This window comes from Candidatus Brachybacter algidus, assembly GCF_016707225.1.
Taxonomy (GTDB): Bacteria; Bacteroidota; Bacteroidia; order Chitinophagales; family Saprospiraceae; genus Parvibacillus; species Parvibacillus algidus.
On record NZ_JADJID010000001.1, the window covers coordinates 432938 to 446026 of the forward strand.

Sequence of the window (13089 nt, forward strand, 5' to 3'; positions counted from 1 at the left end):
CTCTAAAAGTTTTGCAATTACTCAATCAAATTCAGAAATTAGTTAACCTGGACTTCTTTGCTTCCAAAATCAAAATAGATAACTTGATGTAGATGGAATGGAGATGAAACTAATTTTTATAATAGATTAAAACTCCATATATTTTAGCCACTACCACGAAGCAGCATCGCAGATAATTTCACTAATTTTCACGAATAAATTCGTGTTAGATGCAAAGCATCATTTGTGCAATTAGTGGCTAATAATTCTTTTTTGGGCGAATGCTCAAATGAGAGTATAAAGTTTAAATCAAAACAACTTATGCCAAATACTTGAAAGTTAAAAATTTAGTTTTAGTTATATGAAAGAAATTAGAAGCTTGCCCGACAAAGCTTTAGCGGCGTCCGGTCAAAATAATACTTTGATGATAGAGTCCGGCAAATGAAATTATTTAAAGAAATTCAATAAACTAAACTAACTATATGATATACAGTTTTTTAACCAATTCTATATAAGGATCATTATATATTTAAATTATAGATTTCAATTTAAAAAGCGACTCCGAAACTTTAATTATTTATTTACAAATGTGAAATTATTACCAATATAAAACTTCTAATTATTACATTTGGAAATATAAAATCGCAGTTCAATATGACTCCAATATTTTTTTCTGATCCATCTTTATTCCGAAAATGGCTTGAAGAAAATCATCAAAAGGAAACTGAGATTCAAGTTGGTTACTATAAATTATCGGCCAGAAAGCCAACTATGACGTGGTCAGAGTCCGTTGATCAGGCTTTGTGTTTTGGTTGGATAGATGGCATCAGAAGATCTATTGACCATGAAAGTTATACCAATCGTTTTACACCTAGAAAATCTAATAGTATCTGGAGTGCCATCAATATCAAAAAGATTGAAGTTCTGACCAAGGCTGGTCTGATGCAACCTTCAGGGATGGATAGTTTCAATCACCGGGATAAAAGCAAAGACGTTAATGAAGGGCGGGAATTTTCACTCGAATTTGAAAAAATATTCAAAAACAATTCTATTGCCTGGGATTTCTTTCATGCTCAGGCTCCATCTTACAGGAAAATAGCAATTCATCTTATAATGACAGCTAAGCAAGAGAAAACGCGTATTTCCCGTCTTGAAAAATTAATAGAGGCTAGCTTGAATAGCAAAAGAATCTTGTAGAGATCTCTATGCTGAATTCCTTCCTCCATTGATGATCCCAAATGCGCACCTAATTATCATTTTCTGATAAGAGTTGCTTAATTCTTCCTCTCCACTATTATCCATTTCTCTCAACTTGCTAAGACCATATTGTTGAATAGTAGCGAGTGGGATCATGATTTTCTCCCTCATTTGTATGGAAAGTTTATCGACTGGATATTCTTCCATAAGTGTTGTGTGATTCCCTAGTAGTAACAAATTTGTGGAGGTTAATTTATATTCAGCATTGATTCTTTGCCAAATATCTCCAAATACAGGATGCTCGGAAATCTCTGAAGTTAGCGGCATAAATGTTTTTATCAATGACATTTCACTATTGTCCATAAGCGTTCTGAAGAACAATGACTTTTTGTAGATCGCCTTCAATTGTTCAAATTGTCCTTTTTCAATGATCGAATTTATTGCTGTGCCTAAGCCATAGAATCCCGGAACATTTTGTTTTATCATATTCCAGGATGCGACAAACGGTATAGCTCGAAGGTCTTTAATAGTTAATTTTTCCACCTTACCTCGCTTTGCCGGTCTGCTGCCGATATTAGCCATCCCAAAATACTTCAATGGGCTTACTTCAGACATATAGTCTACAAAGTTTGAATCATTTTTTAGGGCCAAATATGTTTTCAGGCTGATCTCTGCCATTGATAATATTAATGACTCTTCCTCCTTCGTAAAATTGTTAGATTCATCCTGAAAAATATTGTTGGTCACCCCCGCATTTATCAACTGTTCAATATTAAACCGTGCCGACTCTTTGATACCAAAATTTGTACTGATGGTCTGGCCCTGGATCGTCAATTGAATTTCTTTACTGGAGATTTCCTTGTTCATAGATGCATAGAACTTGTGAGTCTTACCACCACCTCTGGCAGGAGGTCCGCCGCGTCCATCGAAAAACATAACATCAATGCCATATTCCTTTGACATTTTGCTTAATTCTTCTTTGGCTTTATAAATCATCCAATTAGCCATTAGGTATCCACCATCTTTCGTCCCATCAGAAAAACCCAGCATAATAGTCTGTCGGTTTTTTCTTCGTTTTAAATGAGATTTGTAAGATGGCAATTCGTATAGACTTTTCATGACTATTGGTGCTTTAACAAGATCATCTATTGTCTCAAATAAAGGCACAATGTCCATATTTACTTCATTAATATTCCAACCAGAGATCTTAAACAAAGCGAGCACTTCGATAACATTAAGCGCACTCGTGCATTGACTTATGATATACCGGTTACAGGCTTCCTCACCAAAATCTTCCTGTATCTTGCGAATTGTTTGCATTGTAAGAAGCGTATCGCTAAATATTTCATCCTCGAATTGATCAGGTGTAGCATCAAGTTTTTGATCGAGGATGAAATTGATTTTTTGAATTTCAGGCATTTCTTCATAGGATGCATTACTAAAACCATTATACTCCATAATGGTACTTAATAAGCTAGTATGCACCTCATTCTCCTGCCTTACATCGATAAAAGCAAAATGCATTCCGAAACAATGCACCTTGTCAATCAATTCGTCCACATTTTCTATGAAGAGACCATTATTTTCAGTAAATAATATTTCACGAATCAATTTTAATGGACCTATGATATCATTCATAGTCCTGATGGTATTGATCGTCCTTAAAAATGCCTGCTCATAAAGGTCTGATTCAAGTTTGGCGATAATGGTATCAATATTTTTAAAGGTGAGTCTTCGTTTGAGCTTTCTCACATCCCTGTAGTAACATTTGAGAATTGCTATATTAAGAGAATTTGCCACTTTGTAAGTTGTTTCTGCCCTAACAAATGGATTACCATCCCGATCACCACCAGGCCAGAAACCCATTTTTATAATGGGATGATCTGCAGGATCCATGAAAGGCATAGTAGATTTAAATTCGTTTGCAATGCTACCGATAGTGTGATAAAAGACATTTTCAAGAAACCAGATCAGACTGACAGCTTCTTCATATGGACTAGGTTTCTTTTTGTTCAGAAAAGGTGTTTTGCCCAACTGTTGTAAAAGAATATTTATTTGGTCAGTTTGATTGTGTTGAAGGGCCTTAGATAGATCTCCTATTATTCCCAAGACAGAGCCCGGATAGAACTGCGTCGGATGAGCGGTCATAACAAGTCTGACACTGAAGTTTTCAAGAGTCTTTTTTTCGGAAGCTGTGTATTGATGATCACTGAGTTTGTTTTGTAAATGCTTTAAAGTACCTGGCCCACTGATGTCATTAATTCTGTCATATGCCGCATCCTCCAATGCATCAAATAATACGATCTGTCTTTCTATGTATTGAATAAATCTGAACAACAGGTCAAGTGTTTTTTGTTCAGAATCAAAATTTGTTTGGTTCTGAACGAAGGAATTAATGATTTCTTCAGCGTTTTGACCTTGAGCATATCCTTCTTCACAATAATTTTGCAACACAGATAATAACAATCCTGTCTTTTCAATTTTACTGAATGGTAGGGAAAGAAATAGACTGTTATATAGTTGAAATTTGATTGCTATTTCGTTGTGGAAATGTTCTAATGATTTTGGAGAAAATGTAGACATCCTTAGTGTTTTAATTACATTAAGTTCAAAGTTAGCTTTTAATTGATATAATTAAGATTGATTACTTAAATAAAAATCAGTTAGTTATAAAAAATGTCTTTCTTTTTTTACTTCTATACGAAGGAACTTTAGATCGAAATATCTGGTTTAAGTGATTTGCATCCCCGCAAAATTGTGACAAATCCTTCAATTTTATATTTTTAATACCAAACCATCATTAAGAATGAATGGTTAGAGGTTTTATTCCATAATTATTCATCCATTCAATACGAGACTTAATTCAAATTTTAAAAGAAATTTGATGAGCTAAACATCAATTATTTATTATAAATATCTTAACATGAGAAAAAATTACTACCGATTAAACTTTACCCATCTGTCAACATTGATATTGCTTTTTCAATTAGTTTTAATTTCTCAAGCCCTTTTAGCCCAGCCTGTACTCTCACTTTCTGCTTCAGTGATACCTAGTGGTTTAAGTCAGCCAATGCAATTAGTAAATGCAGGGGATAGAACAAATAGGATTTTTATTGTTCAAAAAGGTGGCACTGTCCTCGTCTATAATAGTTCTTTTGTCTTGCAAGGTACTTTTCTTACGGTAACAAATGTAAGTACTGATGGTGAAAGAGGTTTGTTGAGTATGGCTTTTCACCCGGATTATGAAACCAATGGTTTTTTCTATGTTTATTACACGAATAATACTATTGGATCCGTTGGTGATCTGGAGATCGCCAGGTATCATGTAAGCGGAGATGCAAATATTGCTGATGCGGCTTCAAAAGTGGTACTCATTACAATTCCTCATCAGTATGCAAGCAATCATAATGGAGGCCAGTTGCATTTTGGGCAAGACGGATACTTATATCTTTCAACCGGAGATGGCGGTGGAGGTGGAGATCCAAATAATAATTCCCAAAATACAAGCGTGCTCTTAGGGAAAATGTTACGATTTAATGTAAATACCTCACTTACACCACCATTTTATACAATTCCTCCTGGCAATCCATATAGTAACGAGATTTTTGCACTTGGACTCAGAAATCCTTATAGATGGAGTTTTGATAGGTTGACGCATGATATGTGGATTGGTGACGTAGGTCAAAATTCTCATGAAGAAATTAATTATAGGGCGGCAGCTAATACACTTGGAGTAAATTATGGATGGAAGTGTTATGAAGGGAATGTCCCTTATAGTTTAACAGGATGTTTACCCATGTCTAATTATACATTTCCAGTTTTTACATATCCTACAGTAAGTCCAAAAAGTATCACCGGAGGGGTAGTATATCGAGGGACTGATTATCCTCTTTTGAAGGGCTGGTATGTAGCTGCTGATTTTTATTCAGGTATTTTTTACAAATTAAAATCTAATGGTGTCGGTGGGTTTAACACATTTACGCAAAACTTAGCGCCAACGGGGATTGTTAATTTTGGTGAGACAGAAGATGGAGAAGTATATGTGGTATCCAACACAAATAATTCTGTAATGAGGTTAATGGCAACATCTTTTCTGCCTCTTAATTTGATTTCTTTTACCGGAGAAAGAAATACAAAAGGTGTGCAATTGAATTGGGCAACTTCAGCAGAAAAAAATGTCAAAGAATTCGAAATTGAATACAGTTATGATGGAAGTAGTTTTAATTATCTTTCAAACATAACTGCTAATAAAGGTGAAAAAGGAGGTAATTATGGTTATTTACACGAATTGAAAATGAATGGGGATATATTTTACCGGTTGAAGATAGTTGAAAATGACAATGCAGACATTTCCTATTCATCTGTTGTGAGGATAAAAATGAATAATGTAAGTAATGTAATAATTGCTCCAAGTATTGTAAATAGAGGTGAAATAAATGTGAATATTTCACCAGGAAGTTCTTACTCATATTTAGATATTGTAGATATTAATGGAGTGACATTAATGAGAATGGATATTACAGGTCGATCAAATTTATTTACTATTCCACTTGACAACCTTGCCAAAGGTATTTATTTTGTTAGAGTCTCTGGACGTGATGATCTAGTTGTTGAAAAAATTATTGTTCAATAAAAAAGCTAATTTCATAAGGAGCCCGAAAACTTATTTGTCTTCGGGCTTTTTTATTTTCTTAATATTCCTTAAAGGTTATTAAATTAAATGCTTTTAATAAATTTAATTTTAACTTTAATCTATCTAAAAACATTTCAATGAAGATTTTAATATTTATTACGCTCTTAGTTTTTTCAATTGAAACTCAAGCACAAATCACTAATCCTGATTATGACTCTACACTCGTCAAAAAACTAAACGGAGATGAACGTGGAATGAAAATGTATGTTTTTGTTCTTCTTAAAACTGGATCCAATAAAACTACGGATAAGGAATTTATAAATACAGCCTTTACCGGTCACATGAAAAATATGGGTGTTCTTGTAAAGGAAAATAAACTTATTGTGGCTGGTCCTTTTGAGAAAAATGAAGAAGATTTTAGAGGGTTATTTATCTTGGATGTAAATAGCTTGGAAGAGGCTAAGGTATTGTTAGAAACTGATCCTGCCATCAAAGCTGAACTACTTAAGCCGGAAATGTTTCTTTGGTATGGTTCTGCGGCCTTGCCAATGTATCTCCAATTCGCTGATAAACTTAAGAAAAATAAAAATTAATTAAATAAAAATGGAAATTATAAAATTCATTTTTGTTTGTTTTTATGTACTTCTTCTCGACCGTGTAAATGCACAATCAATACCATCTTTTCCCGGCGCAGAAGGTTTTGGGGCTCAAGCTTCCGGCGGTCGTGGCGGCCAGGTTATTTATGTTACCAATTTGAATGCAAGTGGTGCAGGGTCGTTAAATGCGGCTTTACAAATGGCCGGGCCTCGATACATACTATTTAAGGTAAGTGGTGTAATACCTGCAGCTGCTGAAGTGCTTTTTGGAGATGTTACAATAGCGGGGCAGACTTCGCCTGGAGGAATAACGGTGAGAGGTATGATTATTGATGAAGTATATGAACCTGAAGGAACAGGAGACAATATCATTATTCGCCATATGCGCTCCAGACCGCATGATGTAAATTTATATCCCAGTTCCAATTATGTGCTGGATGATGCCTTGCGACTAGATGGCGCTAATAATACGATTGCAGACCATTGTTCCTTTGCGAATGCAATCGATGAAAATGTGCAGATTTCTCAATCCAGCAATATAACCATACAAAATTGCAGCCTTGCTGAAAGCATTGGCGGACATTATGATCTTGGTGGAATGTTATTGAATTATTCAACCCAGGAATTACCTCAGGATAATATTTCGTTGCACCACAATACATGGAATAGGATAGGGGGTAGGATGCCTGAATTATCTTGTGAATCCCCATACTGCAGCGCCCGAAAGTTAAATCTCGAATTATCTGATAATTTACTTTGGGATCCTGCTATTAATATTTGGTATAATTCCAGTATAGATCCCGGTAATGAAAATAATTCGTTTTTTATTAATTTGAATTGGGTTAATAATCAAGGTTTTGCACGAAATACCTTTACGAATGGGCTCATGTCAATTGATCTTTTGCGATTTGGGGGTAATAATATCTATGCTTCCGGAAATAAATTAAATTTATATCCATCATTGAGTGATTATGAATTGTTCTATTGTTGTAATGATTTTAATGAACAAGATAATCATCCGAATACTGATCTTGGTTCAGCTAATTTACTTTCTTCCCGTCATTCTTTTCCATCCATAAATTATATACCTGCCAGTGAATTAGTTAATTATATGGCGAACAATGTTGGAGCTTTTCCCAGAGATCAAATGGATAAAAGATTGAATGCTCCATTAGTTTCAGGAGTTATCGACCCTAAACCAATCGATGGCACAGATTATTACAATGATGCTTTTATAGTAAATAGCAATCCTCCAGCAGCACCCATTGATAGTGATAATGATGGTATGCCAGATTATTGGGAAAATATGCATGGTTTAGATCCCAATGTACAAGATCATAATGGATTGAATCTTTCAATAAGTATTACTGATATTGAGGGTTATACTAATCTTGAATGTTATCTGAATTGTCTTGCAAGCATGCTGGTTTCTGGTCAGACGAGTCCATCGTGCGGAATTTCTCTTGGTCTTAACAATGATAAGAAAAGTGATTTAAAGGTATATCCAAATCCAAGTGATGGTCAATTACTTATAGAATCGAGTGAAGTTAACTCAAGATTAATTGTGAGGGACCTGTTCGGTCAAATTGTATTGGATAAAACAATTAATTCAAAAAAGGATCAATTCGAATTAGGATTGATTAATGGTATTTACATCTATCAAGTCGTAAATAGTGAGAACAAGATAGATAGTGGGAAGTTGATAATTCGTTGATGTTTGAGGTTTGAGGTTTGAGGTTTGATGATTACAATTTAAAGGTTTTACCCAGCAGTTTATGTATGAGAGGTAGATTCTCTACTTCTCTTGGGATGAAAGTTAGATTCTTGCCTTGATTTCGGATGAAACTTAGATTCCTCGCACATCTTGATATGAAACTACAAATAAAAAACGAAGCACAGTTGCCCATGCTCCGTTTTTTTGGAAATAATAATTGAAAAATTATTCTTATTCTGCTTCCACAGCGCCTGAGCCGCCCTTAGCTGAAATTTTTTCTTTGATCTTTTTCTCGATCTCATTCGCAAGTTCGATATTGTCCTCGATAAATTGCTTAGCTGCATCACGTCCTTGTGCGATTTTAGTACTTTCGTATGCATACCAGCTACCTGACTTCTGAATGATGTCCAGTTCAACACCAAGATCGACGATCTCTCCTGATTTAGATATACCTGCACCAAACATGATATCAAACATAGCAACTCTGAAAGGTGGAGCAAGTTTGTTTTTCACAACTTTCACTTTCACCTGGTTCCCTAGAAGATTGCCGTCTTTATCTTTTATTGGACTTCCTGAACGACGGATATCTATACGTTGTGTCGCATAGAATTTCAATGCATTACCACCGGTAGTAGTTTCCGGATTACCGAACATGACGCCAATTTTTTCTCTCAATTGATTGATGAAAATACAGCAACATCCTGTTTTACCGATAGTTCCTGTCAATTTTCTAAGTGCCTGAGACATTAAGCGAGCTTGTAAGCCCATTTTAGAATCTCCCATTTCTCCTTCGATCTCACTTCTTGGCACTAAGGCAGCTACTGAATCAATGACGATGATGTCGATAGCACCTGATCTAATAAGGTTTTCAGCTATTTCTAAAGCTTGTTCCCCGTTGTCAGGCTGAGATATTAAAAGGTTTGCAGTATCTACACCAAGTCTTTCTGCGTAAGATTTATCAAAGGCATGTTCCGCATCGATAAATGCTGCTATACCGCCTCTTTTCTGACTTTCGGCAATGGCATGAATTGCCAATGTTGTCTTACCTGAAGATTCCGGTCCGTAGATCTCTATCACACGTCCCTGTGGAAAACCGCCGGTACCTAGTGCGATGTCGAGTCCAAGAGAACCTGTTGAAATAGCATCTATGTCAACCACCGGCTTGTCGCCTAGCTTCATGATAGTGCCTTTACCATAAGTTTTTTCGAGTTTGTCCAGGGTAAGTTGGAGGGCTTTTAGTTTAGATTCTTGCTCTGTTGACATTGTATTTGTTTTATTAAATTTTGAAAAATGATTAAAGTTTTTGAATGATAATTGTGTTGCAGAAGCATATGTTTCTGCAATAAACAGCAAATATATATAATAAACAATAAATTATTACAAAGTGTTATGTTTATTTTTTCGTCATGTTTTGGACAAGTTATTCGTCATTGTGAATTTTGGCTTGATAATCCTTTGAAAACCCTTTGTTTTATTGCTTTTCAATAGTTTGAAATATTTTATCTTAGATTTACGTTTTTTTAAAAAAAGTTTGAATCGATACATGGTACAAGAGAGAAGTGACAGAATTCCGCTTTTAATGTATTTAGTTACCACGCTTATTATCACACTGTCCCTATTTTTCGTTGATGAAGGTTTTTACTCCTTCAGATGGATGCAAAGTTGGGGCAATTGGTTTGTCTTCTTCATTTATGGAAGCGCTATCTATGCAGGACATTTGGTTGTTTTTTTAATTGCTAATAGGGTATTCAAATGGCGTATAAATAACATGGCAGTAATTCTGATTGGAGCTTCTCTGGCTGTTTTTCTTCTGGCGACATTGATTTTTGCTTAAGTCCACCAAAATGCAGAATTCAATCATATTGCTTTCCTAACCATTTTTATAAATTCACGTTACTCCAGAGATTATATCTTCAAGCTTCAATTAAATAACCCTTTTCTTAACATATAGCCTTTACCCAACCTTATCTTAGATAATTTTTCTATAACTTTGGCCTTTCAAAACTTATAAATATGGCCACACCTCGAAGTGTCGCATTTTATACCCTTGGTTGTAAACTTAACTATTCGGAGACTTCCTCTATTTCGAGGTTGTTCGAAGATAATGGTTATGCCGTATCTGAATTTCAAAACGGTGCAGATGTATTTGTGATTAATACATGCAGTGTCACCGAATCAGCAGATAAGAAATGTAGAAACATTGTGCGTCAGGCATTGAAGAAATCCCCGAATGCCAAGGTTGTAGTCACTGGATGTTATGCGCAACTTAAACCTGAGGAAATCAGCAATATCAAAGGTGTAGATTTGGTACTCGGTGCCGCAGAAAAATTCAGAATCGTAGAATTTGTTGAAAGCATCGGCAACGCTTCATCAAAGGGTATGGTAGCTGCAGGAGATGTGCACGAAGCGAATCAGTTTGTATCTTCATTCTCAATGGGTGACAGGACACGCTCCTTTCTCAAAGTACAGGATGGATGCGATTACAAATGCACTTTTTGTACCATTCCCATGGCTAGAGGCGCTTCCAGAAGTGATACTTCTATGCAAGTCATTCAAAATGCTCAATACATAGCCTCACAAGGTGTCAAAGAGATCGTGTTAACCGGTATAAACCTCGGTGACTATGGCAATGGAACAGAAGTGATTGAAGGCGATAAACCTAAGAAGAATGAATTGTTCATTGACCTTATCCGTCATTTAGATCAAGTAAAAGATATAGAAAGATTCAGGATATCTTCCATAGAACCAAATCTGTTGACGAATGAAATAATAGAATTTGTCGCAGGAAGTGATCGTTTCGTACCACATTTTCATATTCCATTGCAATCCGGAAGCAATAAAATTCTTTCAGGAATGCGTCGCAGATACAAAAGAGAATTATATGCTGATCGAGTAACACAAATAAAAACACTGATGCCACATTGCTGTATTGGTGTCGATGTAATCGTAGGATTTCCTGGAGAGACTGAAGAAGATTTTCAGGAAACGGTAGATTTTCTTAAGGGATTAGACATTTCTTATTTACATGTTTTTACCTATTCGGAAAGGGCGAATACGCTGGCAGCGGAAATGGAAAGCCCTGTGCCAGTGCACATCAGAAGACAGAGAAATGAAATACTTTCTGAACTTTCTGAGGAAAAAAGATTGAGTTTTTATAAGCAACATCAAGGTAATACAAGACCAATGCTTGTCGAACATGGAAGTAATAAAGACTATTTGACTGGATATACAGATAATTATGTCAAAGTAAAAATTCCTTTTGAGGCAAATTTGATTAATAAAGTTGTCTCTGTTGAACTGCAAGGTTTTGACACAGAAGGAAATATTAAAGGTATGCTTTCATCAACAAAAGTAATAGCTTAAAGATGTGTGGTAGAGCTACTTTGACAAAAAATGAAAGTGATATCGAAGAACGATTCGGAGCAACATTTTATACAGAAGACATCGAGCGATACAATCCTATTCCGTCTTTCAACATTGTTCCAACTCATCCGCTACCTTTTATCGGACAGGATGATGACAAGCATATACAAATGGGTCTGTGGGGCTGGAATGTGCCGTTTGGTGCAGAATCAACTAAGCTTGTGATCAATGCAAGATTGGAAGAAGTCGATCTTAAAAAGACTTTTATTCCGAGTCTGGATCATGGCAGATGCATCATACCTTTGGACGGATATTATGAGTGGATACGCAATGATAAACAGAAGATACCTTACCGCATTATATTGCCTGATGGAGAACTATTTTCAGTGGCAGGTTTGGTGAGAGAGGAAGTGGATAGGAATGGAAAATTTGTAAAAAAATTGAGTATAGTTACTGTAAAAGCTACAGATGACATAGCCTTCATCCATGATAGAATGCCTTTGATACTGACAAAGGAAGAAGAAAAGACATGGTTGGATGGTAGTTTTGAACCGGATTGGAAACAATACTATTCAGATCCCGGAAGAACAATAAAAAAGAAATATTACAAGGTCTCAGAGCGCATTAATTCGGTAAAAAATAATGATGCGGACCTCATTAAGCAGGACGATTCACCGATTTATATTCAACAAAGCATATTTGATTAACTAAAATAAATATTATGAATTTAATTAAGATTTTTACCTTTTCTAGTATCACCTTGCTGAGCGCAGGAAGTGTCATGGCCCAAGGTGGCTTTTTCGCTGGTGTAAATGCCTCCGGCAATGCGACCATTGTTGCAAATCAAATGAATTATGGACAGAAAGAAATGGACTATGATGGAGTCACATTTCACCCTTCATTCGGAGTAACGCTAGGTTATGACCTTGATGGTGGCAATCAACTTTCAATAGGAGCAGGTATTCAACAAGGCGGTCAAAAATATAAGGACGGTTATGGCAATGGTGATCAACTTGAGAAAGAAATCAAATTAAATTATATAGCCATACCATTAGCTTATACCCATGTTTTCGGCGGAGCTAAAGATCCAAATAATGGAACTAAATTTTTCGTGACTTTAGGTCCACAATTTAATTTGCTACAAAGTGCAGAGGTAAGTCACACGGTGAATGGTAAGGATGTAACATTATCTGATTTTGCTAATCACATAGCTGGCGGAGGCAATGCTTACCAGTTCAACCAAGCAGAAATATTAAAACTGACCACAAACGGTGAGCCCGCTGACGACAAAGACCTTTTCAATTCAATGGATATTCAGGGCTTTCTAGGTATAGGTATTCAAAGCTATCTTTCTGAAAGTTTATTTCTTACCTTCGAATTAAGAGGTGGTGGATCTATTACTGACATCAATTCTGACGAATGGCAGTTGGACGGTTACAAAGATGGAAAACGTCAGGACTATGAAGCTTCAAGGAACGTATATGGTGGATTGAGGATTGGGTTGAATTATAAATTCTAGACTGAGGTTTGAAGTTTGAAGTTTGGGGTTTGAAGTGTGATGTTTGGAGTTTGTAACTCTCAACTTCTCAACTTCTCACCTCCTCACT

Annotated in this window: 10 protein-coding genes; 8 read left to right on the forward strand and 2 right to left on the reverse strand. The window is 35.8% G+C overall.

Annotated features, from left to right (window positions below; genetic code table 11):
• The first annotated feature begins 633 nt into the window (after positions 1-633).
• The gene (locus IPI15_RS01780) at positions 634-1176 is read left to right on the forward strand and encodes a YdeI/OmpD-associated family protein (protein WP_287418989.1); all 543 of its coding nucleotides are present in this window, start codon (positions 634-636) and stop codon (positions 1174-1176) included.
• A 6-nt stretch (positions 1177-1182) separates the two neighbouring features.
• Here the strand turns inward: IPI15_RS01780 and IPI15_RS01785 are convergent, their stop codons facing one another.
• On the reverse strand, positions 1183-3759 hold the full coding sequence (locus IPI15_RS01785; protein WP_287418990.1) for a phosphoenolpyruvate carboxylase: 2577 nt from the start codon (positions 3757-3759) through the stop codon (positions 1183-1185).
• A gap of 340 nt (positions 3760-4099) precedes the next feature.
• Between IPI15_RS01785 and IPI15_RS01790 the strand changes: the two genes are divergently transcribed.
• The 3 genes from IPI15_RS01790 to IPI15_RS01800 all read left to right on the forward strand — a co-directional run bounded on the left by IPI15_RS01790 (position 4100) and on the right by IPI15_RS01800 (position 8119).
• The gene (locus IPI15_RS01790; RefSeq protein WP_287418991.1) at positions 4100-5809 is read left to right on the forward strand and encodes a PQQ-dependent sugar dehydrogenase; all 1710 of its coding nucleotides are present in this window, start codon (positions 4100-4102) and stop codon (positions 5807-5809) included.
• 137 nt (positions 5810-5946) lie between these two features.
• A complete protein-coding gene (locus tag IPI15_RS01795; protein ID WP_287418992.1) occupies positions 5947-6402 on the forward strand; it encodes a YciI family protein in 456 nt (151 codons plus the stop codon).
• A 10-nt stretch (positions 6403-6412) separates the two neighbouring features.
• Positions 6413-8119, forward strand: coding sequence for a T9SS type A sorting domain-containing protein (locus tag IPI15_RS01800; protein WP_287402847.1), 1707 nt, complete (start codon positions 6413-6415; stop codon positions 8117-8119).
• Positions 8120-8350: 231 nt separating this feature from the next.
• Here IPI15_RS01800 and recA read toward each other — a convergent pair whose 3' ends face one another.
• Complete coding sequence (gene recA / locus IPI15_RS01805; RefSeq protein ID WP_287418993.1) at positions 8351-9382, reverse strand: recombinase RecA; 1032 nt, start codon at positions 9380-9382, stop codon at positions 8351-8353.
• 280 nt (positions 9383-9662) lie between these two features.
• On the opposite strand from recA, the gene IPI15_RS01810 reads away from it, so the two are divergent.
• The 4 genes from IPI15_RS01810 to IPI15_RS01825 all read left to right on the forward strand — a co-directional run bounded on the left by IPI15_RS01810 (position 9663) and on the right by IPI15_RS01825 (position 13001).
• A complete protein-coding gene (locus IPI15_RS01810; RefSeq protein ID WP_287418994.1) occupies positions 9663-9953 on the forward strand; it encodes a hypothetical protein in 291 nt (96 codons plus the stop codon).
• Between the two features lie 179 nt (positions 9954-10132).
• A complete protein-coding gene (gene mtaB / locus IPI15_RS01815; protein WP_287418996.1) occupies positions 10133-11482 on the forward strand; it encodes a tRNA (N(6)-L-threonylcarbamoyladenosine(37)-C(2))-methylthiotransferase MtaB in 1350 nt (449 codons plus the stop codon).
• A gap of 2 nt (positions 11483-11484) precedes the next feature.
• The gene (locus tag IPI15_RS01820; protein ID WP_287418998.1) at positions 11485-12189 is read left to right on the forward strand and encodes an SOS response-associated peptidase; all 705 of its coding nucleotides are present in this window, start codon (positions 11485-11487) and stop codon (positions 12187-12189) included.
• A 14-nt stretch (positions 12190-12203) separates the two neighbouring features.
• Positions 12204-13001, forward strand: coding sequence for an outer membrane beta-barrel protein (locus tag IPI15_RS01825; protein ID WP_287418999.1), 798 nt, complete (start codon positions 12204-12206; stop codon positions 12999-13001).
• The last annotated feature ends 88 nt before the right edge of the window (positions 13002-13089 follow it).